This is a genomic window from Acinetobacter sp. YH12136 (assembly GCF_013418545.1).
Classification (GTDB): domain Bacteria; phylum Pseudomonadota; class Gammaproteobacteria; order Pseudomonadales; family Moraxellaceae; genus Acinetobacter; species Acinetobacter towneri.
In genome coordinates, this window is sequence record NZ_VPBV01000009.1 from 79989 (window position 1) to 105140 (window position 25152).

The following is a 25152-nucleotide window of genomic DNA, read 5'->3' on the forward strand; positions in this document are numbered from 1 at the left end:
GACCTTAGGCATAAAAACAATATTGCTGTTGCGTGACCGCCAACGCTGCTGCAACGTCAATCGCCAGTACATAAGGCTTCTGTTGGTAATAACTGCCCCATTGATGCTGTGCATCGCCCAAGGCTTCGGGGTTGGCTTTTTCTAGTACCTGAAAATGCAAACCCATTTGCTGTAACACATAGCGCACTGCTGCTGTTCCTGTGCAAACTGCCCACGACACATTGTTCTGCGATAAGTGAAAGACCAAAAAAGCCACCATCAATTTGGCTTTGCTCATGTCTTGCGCTGCCAAGTTGCCAATTTCAACAATCTGCGCGCGCGTTACAGGCACTTGGCTCAATTGGGTTAAAATGGTTTCAATGGGTGCACCTAAATACTGTTCCAAAAAGGCTTGGTTTGCGCCCAATGGTTGCATGCCAATCACCACTTGCATGTCGTGGTTTACATAGCCTGCAAACAAGGTATCTGAAAAAGTATTTATGGATGCCTGATGGACTTTTTGGTATTTATCTCGAATAAAATGCTCTAATGCCAAGCGTTGTTTGCTAGCATCTTGGGTCACAGTTATCACATTTAAATGTTGTGCTGTTGTGTGTGCTTGAATCACCGAGGCATAGCTGTGTAATATATCTAAATGTGGCTGTTCTAGGTTCAACTGTTTTGGGTTCGTTTGTGGTTTATACGGCTGCGCTACAGATGCATACCCGTTGAATTGTTTTTTATTTTTTGCTGATGAAAATTCGCATCCAGAAAATGCGTTTGACTGGATGATTGAGCATCAAAATTAAATTTGATCATGTGCATCACATTGGATAGAAAATAACTCAATGCTCAAGATAGAAATCTAAACTTAAAGAAAACTTAAGTCGCTACAAACTGTCACAATTCAAAAAACTCTTCATGCACACAAAAAAAGGAGATGATCACTCAACTCCTTATATGTTTAAAACAATAAACTAATCAAAAATAAACAGTCATCCAATTATGCAAAACACAATTGTTCGCGCCCTACCTTAGATTTTAATAGGCATAAGACGCAATTGCCGTTGCAATTGGTTTATCTTCATCATTGACCATCGTCATGCGCATGGTGCAGCCTTTACGCCCTAAACGCAAAGTTTCCGCACGGGCAATAAAATACTTGCCGCGTCCCGGTGCTAAATAATCTACTCGCATATCTACGGTAGCCAAACGAGTGACTTTTTTAATGGTATCGGGCAAGGTTTCAGGTTCTGTCTTTTTATACAGCTCTCCCATCGCCACAATACCGCCCACACTGTCCAAAATGGTTGCAGCAACACCACCATGTAAAATTTGGAAAGCCACGTTGCCCACCATATACGGTTGCATCTCAATATAGGCTTCAATTTGACCATCTACCACACGCATGCTCATGCCATTGTGTTGAAAAAATGGCGATCCATTAAATGCATTGACCAATTGTCTTAGCACGACATCAATATCGACTTTCGCGCCTAAATGTATATTCCCAGTCCAATTTTTCTCTGCATTACTCATAACGTGCCCAAAAGTCCAAACAACTCAATTTACCAACAATAAAAACAGCCAATGTATGCCCAAATGAAATTTAAGGGGCTACAATAGTCGTCTAGTTTAATACTGATCAGTGAGATTTTTATGACCTATACGTTCAATCGTCCTGCATTTCCTGCCACTCGTATGCGTCGTATTCGTAAAAATGATCAATTACGCGCCATGGTGCGTGAAACGCATCTAACGACTGATCACCTGATTTACCCTGTATTTGTTTTACCAGGTCAGAATCAAACCCAAGATATTCCAAGTATGCCGAATATCCAGCGCTTATCTGCCGACTTATTACTGAAAAAAGCCGAGCGTTTAATGCAGCTGGGCGTGTCTAAACTGGCATTGTTTCCAGTCACGCCACAAGAAGATAAAAGCCTGACCGCAGAAGCAGCATGGCGTGAAGATGGCTTGGTGCAAAACACACTACGCCTGCTGAAAAAAGAATTGCCAGAGATGGTACTTATTACCGATGGCGCACTCGACCCGTACACCACTCATGGTCAAGATGGCATTATTGATGACACAGGCTATGTCCTGAATGATGAAACGGTTGAATGTCTAATTAAACAGGCTTTAAGCCATGCCGAAGCGGGTGCAGATGTGGTTGCGCCAAGTGACATGATGGATGGCCGTATTGGTGCGATTCGTCAGGCGTTGGAAAGCAACGGGCATATCTATACCTCTATCATGGCTTATTCAGCCAAATATGCCTCTAGCTTTTACGGTCCTTTCCGTGATGCAGTCGGTTCTGCCAGCAACCTAAAAGGCGGCAACAAATACAATTATCAAATGGATATTGGCAACCGTGCCGAAGCCTTGCATGAAATTGCACTGGATATTCAAGAAGGTGCAGACATGGTGATTGTAAAACCAGGCATGCCTTATTTAGACATTGTACGTGAAGTGAAAGATAACTTTGGTGTGCCAACCTTTGTCTATCAAGTGAGTGGTGAATACGCCATGCTTGCTGCCGCGATTCAAAATGGCTGGTTGTCGGACAGTGTGATTATTGAATCGCTAATGAGTTGCCGCCGTGCAGGTGCAGATGGTATTTGGACATATTTTGCCGAAGAAGCAGCACTCAAACTTAAAGATATGACATAAACAGGCGACTTTCATGCACATCGCAATCATTGGTGCAGGCATCAGCGGTTTGTTGTCTGCACTCGAACTGGTAGAGCAGGGCTGCTCTATCAGTATTTTTGATCAACAACAAGCAGCACAAGCGGCATCATGGGCAGGTGGTGGAATTCTTTCTCCCATGTATCCATGGCGTTATCCTCAAGCGGTCAATGACTTAGCCCAATTTGCCAAACCGCAGTACCAAGCATGGAATGAAAAACTCAAACCTATTACAGGCATTGATTTTGAAATCCATGAAACAGGCATGTTGATTTTTGATGAAGATGATTTTGAGATTGGTTTAAATTATGCCGAACGTCATCATGAACCGATGCAGCAAGCTGAATATCTGAATCGGGAACAACTCGAACAAATTAACCCGCATATCCATCCCAAATTTAAACAAGCCCTGTATTTCTCACAACTTGCCAATGTGCGCAATCCGCGTTTATTACAATCGCTCACGCAATATTTGAAACAACATCCGCGCGTGCGATTTTTTGAACACTGCCCAATTCAGCAATTTCAGATCACTGAAGATCGTATTCAAGCCATTCAATCTGCCGATGGTCGCTTGCATCGTGCAGATCATATCGTGCTTGCGACAGGTGCATGGTCACAGCAGTGGGCGGCACAACTGGGTTTAGAGATTCCTGTACAGCCTGTACAAGGGCAAATTGTGTTATTTAAAACCCCTGCACAATGGTTGCCAAGCATGTGCATGAACAAGGTGATGTACTTGATTCCACGTCAAGATGGGCATGTGCTATGCGGTTCCAGTATGCGTCACGTTGGTTTTGACACCACACCAAACCCGCAAACCCAACAAGATATTTTAACGGCTTGTTTTGAAATGGTGCCTGAATTGGCACAGTTCCCCATTGTGAAACAATGGGCTGGTTTACGTCCAGGCTCGCCTACAGGTGTGCCGTATATCGGCAAAGTGCCAAGCCTAAATAATGTATGGATGAATTTCGGACACTTCCGTAATGGCTTATGTATGGGCACTGCTTCAGCGCAGTTATTAAGACAGCTCATGCTTGGGCAAGAAACGATTGTTGATCCTGCCGCTTATGATCCAAAGCAGTTACAGCCCACCTCAATCTGTGCATAACACTCAGCAGCATCCTCTGTTTAAGTAGAGGATGATGCACCCAGACAAGCCGCTAGCGCCTGTTCAAGTTTTGGATATTGAAAGCAATAGCCTGCTTGTTCTAACGCTTGTGGTTTAACATATTGCCCATTCAGCACCAATTGCGATTGCTCGCCCAATAACCAACGCAAGACAAAAGCAGGTAACACCAAAAATGGACGACGTTTTAAAAGCCGAGCTGCGGTTTCGGCAAAGTCTTGCTGACTGGTTTTTTCAGGTGCAACCACATTCAAAATTTTGGCGTCTACAGGTTGCGTCATTAACCAGTGAATGACCTGTAAAACATCTTGTATATGCACCCATGCAACAGGCTGCCGTCCATGCCCAATCCGCCCGACGGCATTTAAACGAATTGGTAATAACATTTGCGGTAAAATGCCACCACCGCGCCCAAACACCACGCCCAAGCGCATAATTTTAGTATTTTGCTGGCTAAAGCTTAAAGCAGCTTGTTCCCATTGCTGACACAGTTGCGACATAAAAATATCTTGTGCTGCACTGTGTTCGGTACATACTGCTGACCATTGTTCCTGCGGGTCAATTCCGTAATACCCCACTGCCGAGCCTGAAATAATACACTTGGGGAAAATACGGCGCTTTTCAAGATATTGATATAAGTACAGTGTGGTCTGAACTCGACTATCGAGCAATTTTTGTTTGCGTTCTGTTGTCCATCTGCCCTGCCCAATACTTTCTCCCGCCAAATTAATCACATAATCAATTTGGTCGGTGTCGAGTTCATCTAACTGCTGAATCCAGCGTAATTGTGGATGTTTGGATACTCGATTGGGCTGTCGGGTTAGCCCCACCACCCGATAATCCTGTTGCAATAAAAATGGCAACAATTGTGAACCAATAAAACCACTTGCCCCTGTTACCAGTACCAAAGGTTTATGCATCTTCCAATCTCAGCATGATGAAAAATATAGTTTTAGCTATACGTGATTTAGACTGAATGTTCAAGTCTGAGCAAATCATCATCACATAACTGATCATGTATATTTGAAGAAAATCAGATATTAACAACTTCTTTTATCAACCAAACATTTTAACTGCCATACGCTGTGCCTGTTTACCATAAAACCAATAGGTCAGCAGATACAATGGAATTGCGATCAACAAGAACATGATCACCACCACACTCATAAATTGTGGCTGTTGCAAATACTGTAAAAAATCTTGCCAAATGCTTGGGTTTTGGCGAGAAAATATCGCCAAACCTAATAATAAAAACGCCAAGTTATAGCCCCAAAAAATCAGGCTAAATCCTAAAGTAAATGTCTTGCGTTCCTTGTCATTCGGCGCACGGCGTTGTTGTTTTAAAAACTTATACAGCACTAAAATCATGGCAACCAAATAAGGCACCGCAGTTAAAATCCCGCCTACACCCGCAGGTAATAATGCAGCCAATACGCCACAAATACAGGTCATCACAAAGCAATACAAGAAAAACCAGATAAAATAACGGCTTAGCGATACCATAAAGATGACTCAGACAAAAGATTCAGCCTAGTATAAAAAAAATTGATTTTTTTTTCATGAAATTGTCAACCGAATACAAAAGCCTGACGTTATATAGGCTACAAGGTCACAACAACCGTTAATGTGTATGGCATCCACAATATTTTCGGTGACCTGACTAAAGCAATAAATCGCATACAGTCATGCTTTGAACAGCAGCCAAAGCTTTACTGTATCGCAAGTTTTTCTTTGACCGACGATTTCATCATCACTCGAATCGTCGGTCTTTATTTTTTAAGGTCTTTTTTTAGCCTTTCTAACATCAGTATTTTAACTCTCTATATTTTTCTATACAGATCACGACAGATTTTACTTTCCCTTCTCTTTAAAATCTCTGCGACCCAAATTGTCGCTTTAAAAGCAGAAAACTGGTTTTTTGCCGCAGTGTTGCGCTCAGTTATGTTAAGTTATCCCATAATTCAACATCAAGATTGGAACACGCATGGCTGTTCATTTTTTACATACGTCTGATTGGCATTTGGGGCAATTTTTCCATCACCATGAACGTGAATATGAACATACTGAATTTTTAAATTGGCTCTTAACTCAAATTAAAAGCAAACAGCCGAATGCCCTGCTCATAGCAGGCGATATTTTTGATGTGGTCAATCCTGCTTCGAGCGCTCAGAAACAACTCTATCAATTCCTTACCGATGCGCATGTGCTTGCTCCACACATGCAAACCTTAATGATTGCAGGCAATCATGACTCTGGGTATCGCATTGAGCAAGTTGAACCCTTTTTAGACCGCTTCAACGCCAAAGCTGTGGGCGTGATTGGTAAAACAGCCGAGCAAAAATTAGATTTAGATAAACTCCTAGTGCCTATTTATGACGCTGCGCAAAATATTGTGGCATGGTGTCTGACCCTGCCCTATTTACGCAGTGCAGAAATTACAGGTTTAAATGAACATAGCAGTGACAATCAATCTGCGGTTGCTTACTTACATCAACAACTGATTGCAGAAGCCAAAGCTCGTAAACAGCCAAATCAAGCCCTGATTTTAATGTCACATGCACACATGCAAGGTGGCGAAACTTCCGACTCAGAACGCCCCATTGTAGTGGGGAATGAAGAAGCCTTATCGACTGCGCTGTTTGATGAAGTGATTGACTATGTCGCACTCGGACACTTACACAAACCGCAACAGGTCGGACAGCCGCATATCCGCTATAGCGGTTCACCCATTCCCTTATCATTTAGCGAGCTGAATTATAAACACCAAGTTCTTGAGGTCAGAATTGACCCGTTGCAGGCAGATGCACAGCGTTTCCAATATGAAAGCTTGATTATTCCACGCACGGTAGAGCTGCTTCGGATTCGCTGCGAACTTTCTGAATTAATTACTGAACTTCATCAATTGCCAAAAGATGAAATTGCAGAAGTCTGCGCACGGCATTTTTTAGAAATTGAATATATCAGCGATGCGCCACCACCCATTGATTTGCGTCAACAAATTGAACACGCACTACCTGCCAACCGCTATCGTTTACTGCGTATTGCACGACGCTTTCAAAATAGTGAAAACTCGAACTTGCAACAATCAAAAATTGATTTAGAACCGCCAACGCCTGAAAAATTATTTTTAGATTTATGGGAAAAAATGGGCTATCAACCTGATCCCAAAGTGAGCCAAGATTTTTTACAGCTTTTGGCCGAAGCCCAACAAGAACTTGATCAGAATAAAGTTTAAGGATTTGCCATGAAAATTTTACGTTTAAGTTTAAATAATTTGGCATCTTTGGCAGGCACGCATGTCATCAATTTTGAAGATGAGCCACTGGCACAGGCAGGTTTAATTGCAATTACGGGCAAAACTGGTGCAGGCAAATCAACTTTGCTGGATGCCATGTGTTTGGCACTTTATGACGAAATTCCACGTTTGAGAGGTGCAACAGGCAGCCTGACCGATACCGCAGGCAAAGAAATTTCCTTAAAAGATTCTAAACATATTTTACGTCGTGGTACGACTTCTGGCTTTGCAGAACTTGAATTTATCGCGCTTGATCAAAAACGCTATTCGGCACGTTGGCAAATTCGCCGTGCACATAACAAAGTGGATGGAAACTTAAAAGTTGAACGTGCCATTACCTGCCTAGATGAGCAACGGGTTTTAAATCAAAGAATTTCTGAAGCTACGCCAATTGTAGAGCAGTTGATTGGCCTTAGTTTTGAGCAATTCACACGCGCAGTATTATTGGCACAATCGGAAGTTGGGGCATTTTTAAAAGCCAAAGACCATGAACGGGCAGATTTACTTGAATATTTAACCAATTCGCAAATTTTTACCGAAGTCAGTAAACGTGCAGCCGTTAAATTTAGTGAAATTAAACAAAAGCGAACAGATCTTGAAAATGTCATGGGGCATGTGGTGCTCCTCAGCGATGAAGCACTAAAAGACTTAGAAACCCAACAACATGACCTAAGTCAACAATTAGCTTTGCTGACCCAAACCGAAAAACTGTATGAAAATGATGTGAAATGGCACAAAGATTGCCATGAACTCTATGCCAGCACCCAAGCTAAAAAAGAAATATATGATGTTCAAGTCGATGCCGATCTTAAACTCGCCTCTCAAAAACAATTGCTCAAACATTTAGATGAATTTCAAACCATCCGCGAGCAATTTGTCTTGCGTCAGCAAGCAGATACCGAGCTAAAAAATCTGAATCAGCAGCTTTTGAAATTTGAACCAAACTTGCAACAAGCGGAATACGCACAACAGCAAGCGATTAGTCAGCAACAGCAAGCGGAAAAAGACCTTCAGGCATGGCAGCAGCATGTTGAACAATTGAAACCACAACTTGAAATTGCGGCACAGTTACAACATGAAATTTCTAGCAAACTTCAACAATATACCGCTTTGGATGCTGCACAAAAATTATTTGCAGAGCAGCAAATTCAGCCTGTGCAAAATAATTTGAAGCAACTGACGACTCAACTTGCAACCGAGCAACAACAACAGCAACATTTACAACAGCAATTCAAACAGACTGCGGCATGGGCAAATTTTGATGATAATTTAGCCCTTACGTTGCAACGTCTGCAAGATTATTTGCAGCTTGAACAGCAGCTACGTCAGCAAAACCCTACGCTGTTCCAATCTGCATTAGATACTTTAATTGAGCAACAACAACATACACAGCAACAACTGTTGGTTTGGGAAAAACAATATCAACATCCTGAACAACTTGAGCAGCAACTCACGGCAGAGCAACAGCAATTACAACATGCTTTAAAGAGTGTGCATGTTTTAGAGCGCTTGCAACAGGCACTTGAACAATGGCAACAACAGACCACCCTATTTGAGCAGTTACAACAGCGTCAGCAAGAAACTTTAAGTCTGCAACAGCAGACACAGACTCAAATTCAAACCCAACAGCAGCAAGTGCAAATTACTGAACAAGCCTTGCAACAATTACAGCAGATCTTTGAACAGCAGCGTTTATTGCAGCATCAAAGTGTGCAGGATTTACGTGCCCAATTAAAACCGAATGAAGCCTGTATGGTCTGCGGCAGCCATGAACATCCGTTTATTCAGCATGAAAATTTACTCAGTGACGCTTTAAACCAATTGCAGGATCAGCAATTGCAGCAGGCCAAAACTGAATTTGAGCATGCGCAAAAACAGCTACAACAATTGGAGCGTGCTCGCAGTCAATACGATGCAACTTATCATCAACAACAACAACGCAGTCTTGAACTGCAACAGCAACTTGAACAACAACAGACATTGGTGCAACAGCTTGCAACATCCTTATCTTTAGATTTGGATGCAGCGCTGCCTGTTGCAAAGCAAATTGAACACGTACAGCAACATTGGGCAACAACACATCAATCCACTCAACACTTGCAGCAGAGTATTCAACAAGCAAACGATACCCTGAAACAATGGCGCAATGCTGCACAGCAGGCAGAACAACTCAAATATGCTATTCAACAACGCCAAGACCTCGCTCAGCGTTTACAGCCTATTTTGTCGCTTTTAGATGCAGAACAAAGACACGCTTGGCTCAATCAACCGATTGAATACTATCAAAATGCCTTACAACAGTTAGAGCAACGTCATCACTTGCAGCAGCAGCAAGTTCAACTGAGCAAAACGATTGAACAACTGACTCAACAACAGCAGCAAGTGCAAGAAAAGTTGCTATTTTTACAACAGCAACATGCAGAGAAAACCCTACAACTGCAGCAGATTAAAACTGCAGGAAGTGAGCTGCGTGATCAAATTAAGCAGCTTACAAGAACTCATGCGGGATGTGAATATCAGACCTATCAAGAATGGCAGCAGGCTTTAGATCAGCAACAACAGCAACTCAATCTTGCACTTAGCACACAACGAACTGTACTTAATCAAGCAGAACAGATGTTAAAAGACTTACAACTGCAAAAACATGGTTTGGATAGTAGAATTCAACAGCGCATGCAGCAACACACTGAATGTCAGCAACACATTGCAACGTGGCAAGCGACACACACGCATTTTCAAGCCAGCATCATTGATAAATGTTTACAGATTTCTTATGCCGAACATCAGCAAATACGCAACATGCTGCAGCAACAACAAAACAGTTTGGAGAGTGCTAAAACGGCTTGGCAAACATTGGAAGAGCAATATCAAAAACACTTAAAGCAACAGCCACAACTGAGTTTTGACGAGGTCACCACGCAACTGGCAGCGCTGCAAACAGAGAAAGCCAAACAACAGCAAAACTATAATGAGATTGAGGCACAGCTACGCCTGAATAGCACCAATCAAGGGATTTTTGCTACCTATCAAACTCAAATTGAAAGTATCAAAGCTGAAGAATACCGCTGGGGACGTATTTACGATTTAATTGGGCATAAAGAAGGTACGAAATTTAAGAAAATTGCTCAAGAACATCACTTGGATATTTTGGTGGAATACGCCAATCAGCAATTGCTGCCACTGAGTTCGCGTTATCAGTTGCATCGTATTCCTGACAGTTTGGGGTTGGCGATTATTGATTTAGATATGAACAGTGAAATTCGCCCTGTTCTGTCTTTATCGGGTGGCGAAACCTTTTTGGTTTCTTTAGCTTTGGCACTGGCAATTGCCAATATGGCATCTGGCTCAATGAAACTGGAATCGCTATTTATTGATGAAGGCTTTGGCACTCTCGACCCGACTTCCTTGCACATGGTGATGAATGCCTTAGACCATCTGCAAAGTCAGGGACGTAAAGTGGTGCTGATTTCGCATATTCAGGAAATGCACGAACGAATTCCTGTGCAAATTCAAGTCAAACCAGTGGGTGCAGGGGCAAGTGAAGTCAATGTGGTTGGTTAAAGCCAATACTGCCTAAAATCTGAAGATTATTTGTCGATTGAAGAATTATTGAGATGACTGTGAGATTTCAGATTTTAGGCTTCCATGAAGTTGTATTGAATATATTTTAAAATCACCCACACTTTAAGTACTTAATTTTATGGATATAAAAACGATTATTCTCTTTGCTGTATTGCCCAGTTTAAGTATTATTTTTCTCACATGGTTAATACGTTTCCCTAAACCTTGGGTTTTTAAAGCGGTTTTAATTTTTGAAATCATTCTCACCGTCTGCACTTTAGTCATTGAGTTGGATGCAAGAAAAACACCTGGAAATAACGGTTGGACCATCATTTTCACAGGCTTCTTTCAGTTCTGTTTTTTGCTATTTTTACTGATTGCCCGTATTCGAATCTGGATAGAAAATAAATCTTGAATGTCTACTTCACCTATTTACTGGACGGAAGTGGCGCTTTCTAAAAATAGTGAAGGTTATTAAAAATAATCTACACAAGCCAAAACTTTGACAGCTTTACAGTATACATAACTAAAAAAGCCTCGACATCCTGTCGAGGCTTTCTAGATTCAGTTTTTGGTATAACTCCTGTCGTACCAAGCACTTCCGTGTTGTTCTATTTCTTATTCTTCTTATTTAGGAAACTCCCTGATTCCCGATAAGTTCATATTAAGAAAATCCAACCTTCAGCACTAGCCGCAAAATTCCGCATTTCATGTCAGCCAAAACGTACAAGATAATGTTTGCAAAATCTTGGCAGATTCTTTGTTCATCTAGCAATTAAGCCTTGGAATAGTCACGTGCGCCAAACAATGCTGTACCAATCCGTACCATAGTTGAACCTGCTGCAATTGCGGCATTTAAATCGCCCGACATCCCCATACTCAAAGTATCCCAATCTTCAGGTTGTGCATGTTGTGCTTTCACTGCATCAAACAATTGTTTGGCATCTTGAAAAGCTTGAGGATGATCAGGTGCAGGAATCACCATCAAACCGCGTAGTTTTAAATGCGGTAATTGGCTGATCTGTCGGACTAATTCTGCAACTTCGCTCGGCTGACAACCATCCTTCGTGTCTTGCGCATCAATATTTACTTGTAAACAAATATTCAGGGGCACTTGTTGAGCATCGCGCTGATTCGATAAACGCTCGGCAATAATCAAACGATCTACCCCATGCACCCATGCAAATTTTTCTGCCAAATGTTTGGTTTTATTGCGCTGCACATGCCCAATAAAGTGCCATTCAATTTCTAAATCACTCAGGGCCTGCATTTTATCCAAAGCTTCTTGCAAATAATTTTCGCCAAAAGCGCGCTGCCCTGTCGCATACATTTCACGCAAGGCTTCACTCGGATGAGTCTTAGACACTGCCAACAATTGCACCGTATTTGGCTCGCGCTGTGCCAACTGGCATGCCTGTTGAATTTGTTGCAAAACCTGAGTGCGCATAAGCTGCAGATTATTCATTGATGCATTTCTCATTTCATTCATCTTTTTTTACCTTGTCCAGCAACTAACAGTTGGTTAAGCTGATGGAAAGCCGTATTATTCTATCAAAATAATTAAGATTTAATTGATCTCGGGGACTTTCATGGATATTACAGAATTATTGGCGTTCTCCGCTAAAAACGGCGCTTCGGATTTACACTTATCTGCGGGCATGCCACCACTGATTCGTGTGGATGGTGAAATTCGTCGAATTAACTTACCAGCATTAGAACATAAAGAAGTACACAAATTAGTGTACGACATTATGAATGATAAACAACGTCGTGATTATGAAGAAAATCTAGAAACGGACTTTTCTTTTGAAGTCCCAGGCGTGGCTCGTTTCCGTGTGAACGCATTTAACCAAAACCGTGGTGCAGGTGCAGTATTCCGTACCATTCCTTCTAAAGTTTTGACCCTTGAAGATTTAGGCATGGGACAAATCTTTAAAGATATTTGTGAATATCCACGTGGTTTGGTATTGGTGACAGGCCCAACGGGTTCAGGTAAATCAACCACACTTGCCGCGATGATTGACTTTATTAATGACAATCGCTACGACCATATTCTGACCGTCGAAGACCCAATCGAATTTGTACACCAATCTAAAAAATGTTTGGTTAACCAACGAGAAGTAAACCGTGATACGCATGGCTTTAACGAAGCATTACGTTCGGCACTGCGTGAAGACCCTGACATTATTCTAGTGGGTGAGATGCGTGACTTAGAAACCATTCGTTTGGCACTGACTGCTGCTGAAACGGGTCACTTGGTATTTGGTACGCTACACACCACCTCTGCAGCAAAAACCATTGACCGTGTGATTGACGTATTCCCTGCCGAAGAAAAAGACATGGTACGTGCCATGTTGTCTGAATCTTTACAAGCCGTCATTTCACAATCCCTGCTCAAGAAAAATGGTGGTGGTCGTGTAGCTGCGCATGAAATCATGATTGGTATTCCTGCAGTGCGTAACCTGATTCGTGAAAACAAAGTAGCTCAAATGTACTCGGCAATTCAGACTGGTGCCAACTACGGTATGACCACCCTTGACCAGAGTTTGAAAAACTTGGTATCGCGCGGTGTGATTAGCCCACAAACGGCTCGTACGGTTGCAAAACAGCCTGAATCATTCTTATAAGTTTAAAATTCGAGATACGCGATGGACTTTAATGATTTACTGAACTTAATGATTCAGCAAAAAGCGTCTGACTTGTTTATTACAGCCGATGTTGAACCTTCCATGAAAATTCATGGACAAATTGTGCCTGTAGCCAAAAGTAAACTTACAGGTGAAATTGTCGGTCAGCTGCTTAACTCAATTATGAGTGAAAAACAGCGCAAGGAATTTGCCGAAACCCGTGAATGTAACTTTGCGATTACCAACCGTGAAAAAACAGCACGTTTCCGTGTCAGCGCATTCCAACAACGTGATGAGCCGGGCATGGTACTCCGTCGGATTGAAACCAAAATCCCGACCATGGATGACTTGAAACTGCCACCTATTCTCAAAGATTTGGCGATGACCAAACGTGGCATCATCATTTTTGTAGGTGCGACAGGTACAGGTAAATCGACCTCTTTAGCGTCTATTATTGGTTACCGCAACCAAAATTCCAAAGGTCATATCATTACCATTGAAGACCCGATTGAATTTGTGCATGAACATGCAGGCTGTATTATTACCCAGCGTGAAGTCGGGATTGATACCGACTCCTTTGAAATCGCATTAAAAAATACCTTGCGTCAAGCGCCTGATGTAATTCTGATTGGTGAGATTCGTTCCCGCGAAACCATGGATTATGCAATTGCCTTTGCCGAAACAGGTCACTTGGTATTTGCCACCCTACACGCCAACAACGCTAACCAAGCAATTGACCGTATTATTCACTTCTTTGAAGCAGACCGTCATAACCAGTTGTTCATGGATTTGTCGCTAAACCTGAAAGCAATTGTGGCACAGCAGTTAATTCCAACCATTGATGGCAACTCACGTCGTGCTGCGATTGAAATTTTAATTAACTCACCACTGATTGCAGATTTAATCCGTAAAGGTGATGTGCACGAAATTAAAGACCTGATGAAGCGTTCACGTGAGTTGGGTATGCAAACCTTTGACCAAGCGTTATACGATCTTTATAAAGCCAAACAAATTAGCTACAAAGATGCACTTAAACACGCCGACTCGCCAAACGATTTGCGTCTACAAATCAAACTTGCAGAAGAAGGTGGCGAGCGCTTGTTACATGCAACTTCGAATATTACCTTCGATGGGCAATAACATCACAACAACGCTTAAACACAAACAAAATAGGCTTCCATACGGAAGCCTATTTTTTATGCTTACAGCAAATTATTTCTTGCGTAAGGCTTCACGACATTCTGGCGCATCACAATAACCATATAAATTCAGCGAGTGCCCTGTGAGCTCAAAACCAAATTTTTCAGCTACATCATGCTGTTCTTTTTCAATGGTATCGTTAATAAATTCAACCACTTTGCTACAGTTCAAGCAAACCAAGTGGTCGTGGTGATCTTCCTGCATAATTTCAAACACAGAATGATTGTTCTCAAAATTATGACGCTCAATAATGCCTGCAGCTTCAAACTGTGTTAACACACGATACACAGTTGCTAAACCCACATCTTCACCCTGATCGAGTAAAGTTTTATAGATATCTTCTGCACTTAAATGATGTTGTTTTGAATTTTCTAATAATTCTAAGATTTTAATTCGTGGAAGGGTAACTTTAAGTCCAGCTTTGCGTAATTCTTGATTTGAAATAGGCATGAAAAAAGGTCTCTCAACAAAATTAAAGTTGGAATATGCAACAAAGTTAAGATGCAGTATGATCTAACACTGGATCAAGATCAAATGCATCATAATTAATTTGGGATAGTGTAGCAAAATGCAAAAAATCATGTTGACGTTATTGGTCACTTCACTGCTCGCAGGCTGTTCGACCTTGGGCGTTTATAAAGTCGATATTCCACAGGGTACACCTTTAACCCAAGCTCAAGCGTCTAAAGTCCAAGTCGGTATGAGTCATCAACAAGTCCGCTTTTTGCTGGGCAGTCCTACCATCGCCGACCCGATGAATCCATTACGTTGGGACTACATTTACAACTATATCCCAGGAACTTATGCTAAAAAAGCCAAGATCCCTGCCGCGCATGGTCAGCATTTGAAAATCTTTTTCAATCAAAATGGTATTGTAGAAAAAGTTGAAGGATTGGAAACGATTCCAGAATCTCAACCAGGCCTACCAGGATCGAAAGAAGCGATTCTCAACGCGCCACCACTATAGCCGCTTTAGAATAAAAAGAAACCCCTCACTGAAATTCATCTGAGGGGTTTTTTAAATCATTGCAATTGTCTCAAGCGATTGCTTTTGGCATAACGCCCTACTGGGTTCTTTGCGGCACGTTTACGACGAATATCTTTCGGGTTAATGGTCAAAGCACGATAAATCTCAACCCTATCACCTGCTTGTAATACATGCTGCGGCTCAACCCGTACACCAAAAATACCCAGCATCAACGGTTCAGGTAAAGTCGTTGCTGTCACAAGTCCACTCTGCTGAATTGCATCCAGTACAGTCATGCCCTGCTGAAATGCGACAGCCACATGCCATTGTTGTTCGGGTGTGGCATACGCCACCCAAACCTGCGCCATTTGACTCATGCGATCCACTGTCCAATTAACGCCACCATCGCCACTACGATAGATACAGGTAACACCACACGTACCGCAATACGCCAAATGTTATAAAAGGCTTCACTGCTAAAGTTCATGGCTTTACGCAAATGGCTGATTTTCATAATCCAGCCTGCAAAAATAGCGTAAATCAAACAAATAACTAAGCCCCAAAGCAATAAGGCAAAATTAAATACAGGACTAATGGCAGGAATTGCCCAAGCCAAAGTTGCTGCAATCAATACAACCCACTGAATCGCAACCACCATTTGACGTTGTGCCAATTGTTCACGTGCCAATTGTAATAAAACCGCTGCTGCTGCAACAGTTGCCACCACCAAAGCCAATGCTGGAATTTGTGCTTGCACGGCAAAGAATGCAAAAGCAACGACTGCCAATAGCTGAGCAATCCAAATTGGCAATACCGTTGAAGTTGCTGCAGATTGTTGCTGTACTTGCGGCAAACTAGTTTGCCAGTACAAGCCCATGCCTAAACCACTGGCCACCAAAGCCAAAACGGTTGCACTGCCCCATTCGCTAAACTCAATTGAGGTGACTTGCCATGCAGGGAGTTCTGAACCCATCACCATCGATAAAACCAAAGCCGCCACAACAGCAACAGCGGTACATAGCAATAAAATTTGACGCGGCACTAATGACAATGCCAGTGCGAAAATAGCCACAATCACAAACAAGACATGACTAGCCAAGTCTGCAGCGGCATATTGATTTAAAATTTGCGCAGCATTAGACAACAAACCGCCTGCTAAAAATGGAATGAACACCACTGCAAGCCAGCCCACCAAACGCCATTTTTGAGAAGCATCGGCATCACGGGTTAAACTTAAAAGTGCTTGTAATGCTGTCGTTTTTGAGCGTTTGGCTAAGGCAATTTCCAAATAAGTAATCGGTAATGCCAAAATCAGCATGGTTGCTAACCACAACAACCAAAAGTCGAGCTGGCGCTCAACCTGAATACCTGTCATTGGTGCGAGTGTGCCAATAATAATGAATGATAAACCAAATGCCATCAGCGGCGATAACCATCGTGACATAGCATTGTCCTGCATGACGCTGTCCTAATAAAAATCTACTGCTATTTTGCCTTTGTCATCAAGGAAAAGCAAAACCTCAAAAAAGAAAAAAGCAAACTATCGTTAGACAGTTTGCTGCGCAAATTTATAATTTTTATTCTTTCATTTTTTATGGCTTCAGACTTATGAGAAGAAACGAGCGAACCAACCTTTACCTTTCTTCTTCTCATTTTCCTTAATAATGCCCATCATATTCTCTTTCACAGCACCAACATAATCGGCGTCATCGTGTTGAATATGATTAATTAACCATTTTGATAAGACTTCATGCAATTCGCCTTCAATGGATTGTCCCATTTCAAAACGATCGCGATAAGACTCAATTTTTTTAATGAATAAATCATGCACACGTTTATGTGGTACGCGGTATTTATAACCCGCTTCTTCTTGTAATGATTCTTCAAACGTAAAATGCGACTGGGTGTAATCAATAATATTATTTAAAATCTGCTTTACACGTGCTCGATCTGTACCATCGCTAATTTCAACAATTTCATTAATATAATCGAGGATACGTTTATGCTGATCGTCAATCACATCGATACCAGTATTGTATTCTGGAACCCATTTCATCTTCATACGACCACCTTACAGAAATAAATGATTAATCACATTGCGGAATGGTAGCCGTATTTCCCATAAATAAAAATGAAGCGAATTGGTAGGGATTGGTTTAAATCGCACAAAAACAACACAAGACATTGATTTAAATAAATTTTAACAAAAATACCCGACTAAAAGAATCAATTATTAATTAACCAATTTATACATTTTCATTCTTGATTTAATTGAATTATACAATAATAAAATGAATATTTTTCAACCACACATACCCGTATAAATTAGTATTGATCCGCTTTGGTGATCCGTCTTAATTCAGGATTTAAACGCTCACGTTCCAAACGCGCAATATGTGTCATTTGGGTTTTAATTGGGCGTCCATGTTGAAATAAAATCATTTCACCTGGCTGAAATGCTGTCCATGTTTCATTTTGAGTCAAGGGTTCAGTGGTAATCACTGCCACACAATCCTCTGCTGTGGTGACTTGGCTAAAATCAACCTCAACATCTAAATCAATTAATTGTGCAGGCTGAAATGGATAAGCACGCACCAACCAATGTAATTTGGTCACCGCATAACTAAATAATGCCTGACCATTGGACAAACAAAAATTAAAAGTGCCATGTTCTGCAATTTTAGGAGAAATTTCGGCTAACAAGTCAAAAATTTGCGTCAGGCTCGGTTCATCATAACCAAAACGATTTACCAATTGATCTAACAAATAACAAAATGCACGTTCACTGTCGGTATTGCCCACAGGGGTAAAACGACCTGATAAACGTGGATGAAAGTCATGTAAATCACCATTATGGGCAAAAATCCACTGGCGTCCCCACAACTCACGACTAAACGGATGTGAATTTTCTAAATTAATTTTGCCTTGTGTCGCTTTACGAATATGGGCAATCACATTACGCGATTTGATGGGATAGTTACGGATCAATTCTGCAATGGGTGACTCCACTGCAGACTGGTTATCGACAAATAAACGGCAAGCTTTATCTTCAAAAAAAGCAATGCCAAAGCCATCAGAATGATCTGAGGTGATTCCTGCGCGCTGCGAAAATCCCCGAAATGAAAAGGTAATATCGGTAGGTGTCGCACAATTCATTCCAAGCAACTGACACATAAGGCCTTATCTTTATACAAATAATGAAATTATCTGATTATTGTGCATCAGCCATGTGGATAATTCAAATCTGAAAAATATAAATAGATTTCTACAGTACCACCTCATAGATATGCAGTGCTGTAGAAATCTCTGCTTAATTATTCTAGTTAAGATGCTTTCACTTTCTTTTGGCGAATAAAATGTTTCGCCATTTGTTTCACATCTAACAAAACAAAATAATCTAGACAGTTAAACTCACGGTCATAAAATGCTTGCTCAGACAGCTTAGCATTCATTTTCAGATAAACATCAAACAGTTTAGGTATTCGTTCATCTTGGCTAAAGCTATGACTTGGACAACTTGGCTCAAACGGCTGCTGTGACTGAATATCACAGCGTTGATTTTCTGCCAATTGTTGAATCGCTTGATGGGTATGATACGCGCGTGCTTCATTACCTTCCAAACGAATACTGACACAGCCAATCATGTGTTTGGCACGCATTTCCCATAACACTTTAGGCACTAAATTCAGCCATAAAATAGAGAGTGTTTTGCCTGAACGATAACGTGGATGCACACAAGTACGCCCCATTTCGACAATATTCGAGAGATGCCCTAACTCATCTATAATTTTAAACTCGTGCGCACTATAACTGTTGGCTAGCTCATGCCCTTGCCAAAGTTTTAAACGAGTATAAGCAACAATTTCACCCGTAGATTTATCTCTGAGTACGGCGTGTTCACAGCCAAAATCGTACAAGTCCTGATCTAAAGCCGATTCAAATTCAATGCCAAATTGCTTGGAAAATTGCTGTGCACGAAAGCGCTGTACTTCTTGTAGTTGCTTTAAATTTTCAACCCATTCAAACGCATATTGCGTAGCTTTGCTGTTTTTTTTCTGTGCTTTACCCACTTTAACCATAGGAAAGCTAAACTGCTGACGATACTGATTTAATTTTTGTAGCATCATAGATACCTCATGTTTTCTCCTACACTAGGACAGCAGCATGACACTATGATGACCGCGATTTTAGCGACTACAATTTTAAGATTGCAGGATAGGTGCAAAGCAATTTCAAGGATGCTGAATCAACAAAATTTCAGTTTCTTGCCGTAAATTTGACATAAAAAAGAGCTTCAATTGTGAAGCTCTTTTAGGGATCATCTTATAGAGTTTTATTTACGCGTTTGGACACGGTTGGTAATTAATGTTCCCACACCATGATCAGTAAAGATTTCCAATAAAGTAGCATGTGGCACACGACCATCTACAATATGTGCACTGATTACACCGCCTTTAACTGCATCCAATGCACAACCCACTTTTGGAATCATGCCACCGTAAATCACGCCTGTATCAATTAAACGATCTACTTCCTGCGTAGTCAAACCAGTTAACAGGTTTTTATTTTCGTCTAATACACCCGTAATATTGGTCAGCAAAATTAACTTTTCCGCACCCAATGCTTCGGCAACTTTACCTGCGACTAAATCGGCATTAATGTTATAGGTATTGCCTGCATCATCGACACCTAAAGGTGCAATCACTGGAATAAAGTCGCTGCTGGTAAACATTTCCAACACGTCGGTTTTGACACCCACCACTTCACCCACCAAACCAAGGTCAATTTGTTGTACTTCGCCTGTTTCAGTAGTTTTTTGCATCAATAATTTTTGTGCGCGAATCAAGTTACCATCTTTACCCGTCAAACCAATGGCACGACCGCCATGTTGGTTAATCAGATTGACGATAGATTTGTTGACGCTACCACCCAAGACCATTTCTACGACTTCCATAGTCGTAGGATCGGTGACACGCATGCCATCAATACGGTCAGACTCACGTCCCAATTGCTTGAGCATAGAATCCACTTGTGGGCCACCGCCATGCACCACAATCGGGTTTAAGCCTACAGTCTTTAACAACACGATATCACGAGCAAAAGAACTTTCCAGCTCAGGATCGGTCATGGCATTGCCGCCATATTTCACAACAAGGGTCTTGCCCGCAAAACGTTGAATATACGGCAAAGCTTCAGTCAAAATTTGCGCTTTGTCGATACCAGTCTGTTGATGTGGCATTCGCCTCTCCTTATTGAGCATCTAAAATGTCTTGGGCGATTTCAGGGTATCGCTCACTTAACATGGAAACAAATGTATCGCGAATATCATTCAGTCGTGATGGATTATCGGCATCAAAACGCACCGTAAAATATTCGCCTGTATTGGATGCTCGAATAATGCCAAATCCATCTTCAAAATCAAGTCTTACACCATCTATTTTACTTAATTCTGCACCACTGCGATGGCTAGAACTTTCAACATCATTTAAAACCGCACTCGGTTCAATATTCCGTGTGCTGATATACGTGTCTTCAGTGCAGCAACGCTCAGGGTATTTCTGCATCAATGCCGAAAGGCTGCTGTAATTACTGTGGCTTAAATATTCCAACACGCGCAGCGCTGCGTAAATACCATCGTCATAGCCAAAACCACGCCCGTCATTAAATACATAATGCCCTGCATATTCGCCACCAAACACGGCTTTACCCTGCGACTGAGCTAAATAACGGCGCAAGAAAGTACTACCTGTACGAATCATCACCGCTTGACCGCCTAAATCACGCACGGTATTGCGTACCATAGTGGAGCATTTTACATCAAACACCACCTCATGCTGTGGATGGGTTTTTAGACACATTTCTGCAAATAAGGAAAGCAAACGGTCTGCTGAAATAACCTTTGCCTGTTCATCCAGCAATACCACACGGTCACCATCCCCATCTAAAGCAATGCCAATATCTGCCTGATGTTCAAGTACCGCAGTTTTTAAATGTTGTAAGTGCTTTTCTTGAGATGGGTCTGGCGCATGATCTGGAAAATGTCCATTGGCCACACAGCGTAGTACCACCACCTCACAGCCCATTTTTTGTAATACCAATGCAGCGCAATGCCCTGCCGAGCCATACATACCATCCAGCACCACTTTATAAGGGCGTGCCAAATGAATGTCCTGTAACATGGCATTTTGATATTGCTGGCAAGCATCTTCTATAAATTCATGTGAAGTAGTAGCGACAGAATTAGCCCATCCACTGTTACTTTGATTCAACACATAATATGGTGTGGCATCAATTGCCACTTGCTGAATCATTTCAGGCGTTGGCGGTTCACCCTGCATAATCCATTTAATACCATTGTCAGATTTTGGATTATGACTGGCGGTCAGCATAATGCCATTACCTGCAGTATGCCGTGCCATAAAATACAACATCGGGCTAGAACAACAACCCACCATCGTCACTTGAAATTGATGGGCAAGAAAGACTTGGCGCATAATTTCAGCATAAGCGGGGCTATTTAAACGCGCATCATAACCAATACTAATTTGAGTTTGCTTTTCTTGTTGATATTGTTGCACCAATCCTTGTGCAATGGCGTGTACCAATTTCGCGGTCAGCACAGTTTCTTTGCCACGAATGTCGTAAGCGCGAAAAATATGCTGAGGAAAAAGTGTTTGTGGATTGTTCATAGGCTTACAACTACAAAGATGAGCCAACATAAAGTGAATAAATCTTGGCTCGAGATATTTTGAAAATTCTAATTAGATTTTTTAATAGATGTGCAATGGTCTCATCAGAGCTAGTGATTTACTTGTCATTATTAGTACATCTTTCGTTACTTTTCAAGAATTGTTGGTAAAGTTTCAGATAAAACTTTACCAAACGATATAGGCTGAAACCTAAGTAACTTAGTTTTTGCCCGTATGCCCAAAACCACCTGCACCACGTTCGGTGGCAACAAATTCATCTACTTGTTCAAACTTGGCCTGTACCACAGGAACCAAAACGTATTGCGCTAAACGCTCACCAGGTTCTAAGCTAAATGCTGTTTGGCTACGGTTCCACACCGAAACCATCAATTCACCCTGATAATCTGAATCAATCAAACCCACCAAGTTCCCCAACACGATGCCATGTTTGTGACCCAAGCCTGAACGCGGCAAAATCATGCCTGCAAAACCTGTATCTTGAATATAAATCGCTAAACCTGTTTTGACCAAGACTGTTTGACCCGGCTCAATCACGGTGCTGCTGTCTACACAAGCACGTAAGTCCAAACCTGCCGAACCTGCGGTTGCATAAGTTGGCATTGGCCATTCTGTGCCTAAACGTGAATCTAAGACTTTAACTTGAACTTTCATGAAGTTTATCCTGTTTTTAAATTTTCAATTTTCTTTCGATTTTCGATGTGCCATTTGATGCTGTACTTGCATCAATGCCCTAAGTATTTTCAAAAAATTAGCGCTTGATTAAGGCACGTAAATTTTCCAAATAATGCTGTGCCTGTAATTTCGGATCGACATCACCGGCTAACTTTTTCTTACGTCCGAGCCATTCCAATTCATCTTGTGGTAATTCATCCAAAAAACGACTTGGGGTCATTTGTTTCATTTGCCCGCCCGCTTTGCGCTGCTCTGCCAAAGTAATGGTTAAGCCCTGACGTGCACGAGTAATCCCCACGTACATCAAACGGCGTTCTTCCTCGACAGTATCTGCCACAATTGAGTTTTTATGCGGTAAAAGCTCTTCTTCCAAACCAATCAAATACACGTACGGAAATTCCAAGCCTTTGGACGCATGCAGGGTGAGTAAATTGACTTTATCAGTGTCTTCTTCTTCCTGTTGCTGTTCGAGCATATCGAGCAGCACCATTTTACGAATCACGCTTTCAATATTCTTTTCATCGACATCTTCAGCACGGTTAATCAAACTTTGGATGCTGCTATATAGAACTTCGATATTATCTAGCTTGGTTTTTTCCTGCGCAGGGGTAGCTGCTTGCTCTTTAATGTAGTCGATATAACCTGCTTCGAGCATCATTTGACGGATGATTGGCACAGGTTCATCATCTTCCAATAAGTTACGCGTAAAATTGCTAATAAAATCTGAAAACTCTGCCAACTGCGTCGTGGCTTTTTTCGGAATTGCCATGGTTAGGCGCTGATCACCTGCAGCAGCCAATAATGACAAATGGTTTTCCTGTGCAAACAGCCCTAGTTTTTCCAAAGTCACAGGACCAATCGCGCGTTTAGGCGTGTTAATAATGCGTAAGAATGCGCTGTCATCTTCAGGGTTAATAATCAGACGCAAATAACTCATGATGTCTTTGATTTCAGCACGTGCGAAGAATGACTGCCCCCCCGAAAGCTTGTAAGGAATTTGCATTTGACGTAATTGGGTTTCCAGAATACGTGCCTGAAAGTTCCCTCGGTACAAAATTGCATAATCTTTCCAGCTTTTACCATTCATCAGTTTATGCGTGAGTAAGTCTTTAACCACGCGTTCTGATTCATCATCATCATTGCGGCATGTAATTACCCGAATCACTTCACCATGACCTTTATCTGACCACAGTTTTTTGTCAAAAATATGTGGATTATTGCCAATGACGGTGTTGGCCGCTTTTAAAATGCGACTGGTCGAGCGATAGTTTTGCTCAAGTTTAATCACTTTTAAATTCGGGAAATCATCTTTCAGCAAGGCCATATTTTCAGGCTTCGCACCGCGCCAAGCGTAAATCGATTGGTCGTCGTCACCTACCGCAGTGAACTGCCCCATTACGCCCACAAGTAATTTCACCAAGATATATTGTGCGGTGTTGGTGTCCTGATACTCATCGACCAATAAATAACGAACACGGTTTTGCCACTTGTCACGCACTTCGGCATTTTCTTGCAAAAGTCGTGTCGGCATTACAATTAAATCATCAAAATCTACCGCGTTATAGGCACGTAAATTACGTTCATAAAGTTGATATAAATGTGCAAACTGGATGTCTTCTGGCGTTTCGCAGGTGGTATGCGCCTGCTCTGGTGCAATCAGATCATTTTTCCAGTCCGAAATCATCTTCATGGCTTTGGCAATCAATTCTTTGCTTTCTGCACCCGACAAATTATCGCGGTGCATTAAATCCATCAGAATACGTTTACAGTCATCGGCATCCAAAATAGAGAAGTTGGCTTTTAACGGCGTGTGTTTTAATTCAAAACGTAATAAATTCAGACCAAAGGTGTGGAAAGTCGAAACCGATAATCCTTTAGCTTCTTCACGTGACAACAATTTGGTCACACGCTCTTTCATTTCTCGTGCTGCTTTGTTGGTAAAAGTCATCGCTGTAATACGATGCGCAGGAATCCCGCAATGCTTAACCAAATAGGCAATTTTTCGGGTAATCACCGAAGTTTTGCCTGAACCTGCACCTGCAAGCACTAACAAGGGTCCTTGAGTGTATTTCATCGCTTCAAGTTGCTTGTCGTTTAACTGACTTGCCAGTGTCATAGTATTTCCTCTATTTCGGTTCGAGCTCGATTATAGTCATCTCCGCCAAAGATGACTAATCTAAAATGCTACTTTACCCCAGTTACGGATAAGCCAAAGATTTAATCACATGAATTTTAGGCTTATTCTTTTGGCAAAGTTGATACGCACATAGTGAAGAAAATACGCCTGCTAAAAAACCAGCAATCGAACGATGTTTACT

At 41.7% G+C, this 25152-nt stretch carries 23 protein-coding genes and 1 pseudogene; 8 read left to right on the forward strand and 16 right to left on the reverse strand.

Annotated features, from left to right (window positions below; all coding sequences use genetic code 11):
• Window positions 1-4: 4 nt before the first annotated feature.
• The gene (locus FTU71_RS06080) at window positions 5-655 is read right to left on the reverse strand and encodes a thermostable hemolysin (protein WP_257222412.1); all 651 of its coding nucleotides are present in this window, start codon (window positions 653-655) and stop codon (window positions 5-7) included.
• A gap of 365 nt (window positions 656-1020) precedes the next feature.
• The gene (locus FTU71_RS06085) at window positions 1021-1518 is read right to left on the reverse strand and encodes a thioesterase family protein (RefSeq protein WP_180111685.1); all 498 of its coding nucleotides are present in this window, start codon (window positions 1516-1518) and stop codon (window positions 1021-1023) included.
• Between the two features lie 120 nt (window positions 1519-1638).
• Between FTU71_RS06085 and hemB the strand changes: the two genes are divergently transcribed.
• Both hemB and thiO read left to right on the forward strand, forming a co-directional pair.
• On the forward strand, window positions 1639-2652 hold the full coding sequence (gene hemB, locus FTU71_RS06090) for a porphobilinogen synthase (protein WP_180038160.1): 1014 nt from the start codon (window positions 1639-1641) through the stop codon (window positions 2650-2652).
• A 13-nt stretch (window positions 2653-2665) separates the two neighbouring features.
• Window positions 2666-3784 carry a glycine oxidase ThiO gene (gene thiO, locus FTU71_RS06095; RefSeq protein WP_180038162.1) on the forward strand — a complete coding sequence of 373 codons (1119 nt, stop codon included), beginning with the start codon at window positions 2666-2668 and terminating at the stop codon, window positions 3782-3784.
• Window positions 3785-3804: 20 nt separating this feature from the next.
• Here the strand turns inward: thiO and FTU71_RS06100 are convergent, their stop codons facing one another.
• Complete coding sequence (locus FTU71_RS06100; RefSeq protein ID WP_180008630.1) at window positions 3805-4722, reverse strand: TIGR01777 family oxidoreductase; 918 nt, start codon at window positions 4720-4722, stop codon at window positions 3805-3807.
• Window positions 4723-4858: 136 nt separating this feature from the next.
• Window positions 4859-5305, reverse strand: a complete 447-nt coding sequence (locus FTU71_RS06105) for an ABZJ_00895 family protein (protein ID WP_004975337.1) — start codon at window positions 5303-5305, stop codon at window positions 4859-4861.
• Between the two features lie 481 nt (window positions 5306-5786).
• Here FTU71_RS06105 and FTU71_RS06110 point away from each other — a divergent pair, with 481 nt between their 5' ends.
• The 3 genes from FTU71_RS06110 (at window position 5787) to FTU71_RS06120 (ending at window position 11073) form a co-directional block, all read left to right on the forward strand.
• Window positions 5787-7037 (forward strand): exonuclease SbcCD subunit D C-terminal domain-containing protein, encoded by a 1251-nt coding sequence (locus tag FTU71_RS06110; RefSeq protein WP_180111687.1) that lies wholly within the window; start codon window positions 5787-5789, stop codon window positions 7035-7037.
• A gap of 9 nt (window positions 7038-7046) precedes the next feature.
• Window positions 7047-10658 carry an AAA family ATPase gene (locus FTU71_RS06115; RefSeq protein ID WP_180111689.1) on the forward strand — a complete coding sequence of 1204 codons (3612 nt, stop codon included), beginning with the start codon at window positions 7047-7049 and terminating at the stop codon, window positions 10656-10658.
• Window positions 10659-10797: 139 nt separating this feature from the next.
• Complete coding sequence (locus tag FTU71_RS06120) at window positions 10798-11073, forward strand: hypothetical protein (RefSeq protein WP_180111690.1); 276 nt, start codon at window positions 10798-10800, stop codon at window positions 11071-11073.
• Between the two features lie 360 nt (window positions 11074-11433).
• Here FTU71_RS06120 and FTU71_RS06125 read toward each other — a convergent pair whose 3' ends face one another.
• A complete protein-coding gene (locus tag FTU71_RS06125; RefSeq protein WP_131261727.1) occupies window positions 11434-12123 on the reverse strand; it encodes a YggS family pyridoxal phosphate-dependent enzyme in 690 nt (229 codons plus the stop codon).
• A 124-nt stretch (window positions 12124-12247) separates the two neighbouring features.
• On the opposite strand from FTU71_RS06125, the gene FTU71_RS06130 reads away from it, so the two are divergent.
• Window positions 12248-13285, forward strand: coding sequence for a type IV pilus twitching motility protein PilT (locus FTU71_RS06130; protein WP_179993993.1), 1038 nt, complete (start codon window positions 12248-12250; stop codon window positions 13283-13285).
• 21 nt (window positions 13286-13306) lie between these two features.
• A complete protein-coding gene (locus FTU71_RS06135) occupies window positions 13307-14425 on the forward strand; it encodes a PilT/PilU family type 4a pilus ATPase (RefSeq protein WP_104852406.1) in 1119 nt (372 codons plus the stop codon).
• 72 nt (window positions 14426-14497) lie between these two features.
• On the opposite strand, the gene fur is transcribed toward FTU71_RS06135, so the two are convergent.
• The gene (fur, locus tag FTU71_RS06140) at window positions 14498-14935 is read right to left on the reverse strand and encodes a ferric iron uptake transcriptional regulator (protein WP_004975325.1); all 438 of its coding nucleotides are present in this window, start codon (window positions 14933-14935) and stop codon (window positions 14498-14500) included.
• Between the two features lie 118 nt (window positions 14936-15053).
• Here fur and FTU71_RS06145 point away from each other — a divergent pair, with 118 nt between their 5' ends.
• Complete coding sequence (locus FTU71_RS06145; protein WP_004975323.1) at window positions 15054-15452, forward strand: outer membrane protein assembly factor BamE; 399 nt, start codon at window positions 15054-15056, stop codon at window positions 15450-15452.
• Window positions 15453-15508: 56 nt separating this feature from the next.
• Here the strand turns inward: FTU71_RS06145 and FTU71_RS06150 are convergent, their stop codons facing one another.
• The 10 genes and pseudogenes from FTU71_RS06150 to FTU71_RS06195 all read right to left on the reverse strand — a co-directional run.
• Window positions 15509-15829, reverse strand: coding sequence for an RnfH family protein (locus FTU71_RS06150; RefSeq protein ID WP_004975319.1), 321 nt, complete (start codon window positions 15827-15829; stop codon window positions 15509-15511).
• Window positions 15826-16911 carry a hypothetical protein gene (locus tag FTU71_RS06155; RefSeq protein ID WP_180111692.1) on the reverse strand — a complete coding sequence of 362 codons (1086 nt, stop codon included), beginning with the start codon at window positions 16909-16911 and terminating at the stop codon, window positions 15826-15828. Before FTU71_RS06155 ends, FTU71_RS06150 begins: the two co-directional genes overlap by 4 nt.
• Before the next feature lie 147 nt (window positions 16912-17058).
• Window positions 17059-17514 carry a bacteriohemerythrin gene (locus FTU71_RS06160; protein WP_096902263.1) on the reverse strand — a complete coding sequence of 152 codons (456 nt, stop codon included), beginning with the start codon at window positions 17512-17514 and terminating at the stop codon, window positions 17059-17061.
• Window positions 17515-17777: 263 nt separating this feature from the next.
• The gene (locus FTU71_RS06165) at window positions 17778-18626 is read right to left on the reverse strand and encodes a class II glutamine amidotransferase (RefSeq protein ID WP_096902262.1); all 849 of its coding nucleotides are present in this window, start codon (window positions 18624-18626) and stop codon (window positions 17778-17780) included.
• A 149-nt stretch (window positions 18627-18775) separates the two neighbouring features.
• Window positions 18776-19576 (reverse strand): GNAT family N-acetyltransferase, encoded by an 801-nt coding sequence (locus FTU71_RS06170; RefSeq protein ID WP_168710353.1) that lies wholly within the window; start codon window positions 19574-19576, stop codon window positions 18776-18778.
• A 209-nt stretch (window positions 19577-19785) separates the two neighbouring features.
• Complete coding sequence (argB, locus tag FTU71_RS06175; RefSeq protein WP_004975310.1) at window positions 19786-20691, reverse strand: acetylglutamate kinase; 906 nt, start codon at window positions 20689-20691, stop codon at window positions 19786-19788.
• A 10-nt stretch (window positions 20692-20701) separates the two neighbouring features.
• On the reverse strand, window positions 20702-22141 hold the full coding sequence (locus FTU71_RS06180; RefSeq protein WP_180111694.1) for a phosphomannomutase/phosphoglucomutase: 1440 nt from the start codon (window positions 22139-22141) through the stop codon (window positions 20702-20704).
• 219 nt (window positions 22142-22360) lie between these two features.
• Window positions 22361-22813 (reverse strand): dUTP diphosphatase, encoded by a 453-nt coding sequence (gene dut, locus FTU71_RS06185; protein ID WP_004975307.1) that lies wholly within the window; start codon window positions 22811-22813, stop codon window positions 22361-22363.
• A 97-nt stretch (window positions 22814-22910) separates the two neighbouring features.
• Complete coding sequence (locus tag FTU71_RS06190; protein ID WP_004975304.1) at window positions 22911-24950, reverse strand: UvrD-helicase domain-containing protein; 2040 nt, start codon at window positions 24948-24950, stop codon at window positions 22911-22913.
• Window positions 24951-25032: 82 nt separating this feature from the next.
• Window positions 25033-25152: pseudogene (locus tag FTU71_RS06195) on the reverse strand (IS982 family transposase); the annotation flags it as partial.

Bases quoted from the DNA above. Each gene is read 5' to 3' on its own strand.
- FTU71_RS06085 (WP_180111685.1), bottom strand. From the start codon at position 1,518: ATGAGTAATGCAGAGAAAAATTGGACTGGGAATATACATTTAGGCGCG.
- hemB (WP_180038160.1), top strand. From the start codon at position 1,639: ATGACCTATACGTTCAATCGTCCTGCATTTCCTGCCACTCGTATGCGT.
- thiO (WP_180038162.1), top strand. From the start codon at position 2,666: ATGCACATCGCAATCATTGGTGCAGGCATCAGCGGTTTGTTGTCTGCA.
- FTU71_RS06100 (WP_180008630.1), bottom strand. From the start codon at position 4,722: ATGCATAAACCTTTGGTACTGGTAACAGGGGCAAGTGGTTTTATTGGT.
- FTU71_RS06105 (WP_004975337.1), bottom strand. From the start codon at position 5,305: ATGGTATCGCTAAGCCGTTATTTTATCTGGTTTTTCTTGTATTGCTTT.
- FTU71_RS06110 (WP_180111687.1), top strand. From the start codon at position 5,787: ATGGCTGTTCATTTTTTACATACGTCTGATTGGCATTTGGGGCAATTT.
- FTU71_RS06115 (WP_180111689.1), top strand. From the start codon at position 7,047: ATGAAAATTTTACGTTTAAGTTTAAATAATTTGGCATCTTTGGCAGGC.
- FTU71_RS06120 (WP_180111690.1), top strand. From the start codon at position 10,798: ATGGATATAAAAACGATTATTCTCTTTGCTGTATTGCCCAGTTTAAGT.
- FTU71_RS06125 (WP_131261727.1), bottom strand. From the start codon at position 12,123: ATGAATAATCTGCAGCTTATGCGCACTCAGGTTTTGCAACAAATTCAA.
- FTU71_RS06130 (WP_179993993.1), top strand. From the start codon at position 12,248: ATGGATATTACAGAATTATTGGCGTTCTCCGCTAAAAACGGCGCTTCG.
- FTU71_RS06135 (WP_104852406.1), top strand. From the start codon at position 13,307: ATGGACTTTAATGATTTACTGAACTTAATGATTCAGCAAAAAGCGTCT.
- fur (WP_004975325.1), bottom strand. From the start codon at position 14,935: ATGCCTATTTCAAATCAAGAATTACGCAAAGCTGGACTTAAAGTTACC.
- FTU71_RS06145 (WP_004975323.1), top strand. From the start codon at position 15,054: ATGCAAAAAATCATGTTGACGTTATTGGTCACTTCACTGCTCGCAGGC.
- FTU71_RS06150 (WP_004975319.1), bottom strand. From the start codon at position 15,829: ATGAGTCAAATGGCGCAGGTTTGGGTGGCGTATGCCACACCCGAACAA.
- FTU71_RS06155 (WP_180111692.1), bottom strand. From the start codon at position 16,911: ATGCAGGACAATGCTATGTCACGATGGTTATCGCCGCTGATGGCATTT.
- FTU71_RS06160 (WP_096902263.1), bottom strand. From the start codon at position 17,514: ATGAAGATGAAATGGGTTCCAGAATACAATACTGGTATCGATGTGATT.
- FTU71_RS06165 (WP_096902262.1), bottom strand. From the start codon at position 18,626: ATGTGTCAGTTGCTTGGAATGAATTGTGCGACACCTACCGATATTACC.
- FTU71_RS06170 (WP_168710353.1), bottom strand. From the start codon at position 19,576: ATGCTACAAAAATTAAATCAGTATCGTCAGCAGTTTAGCTTTCCTATG.
- argB (WP_004975310.1), bottom strand. From the start codon at position 20,691: ATGCCACATCAACAGACTGGTATCGACAAAGCGCAAATTTTGACTGAA.
- FTU71_RS06180 (WP_180111694.1), bottom strand. From the start codon at position 22,141: ATGAACAATCCACAAACACTTTTTCCTCAGCATATTTTTCGCGCTTAC.
- dut (WP_004975307.1), bottom strand. From the start codon at position 22,813: ATGAAAGTTCAAGTTAAAGTCTTAGATTCACGTTTAGGCACAGAATGG.
- FTU71_RS06190 (WP_004975304.1), bottom strand. From the start codon at position 24,950: ATGACACTGGCAAGTCAGTTAAACGACAAGCAACTTGAAGCGATGAAA.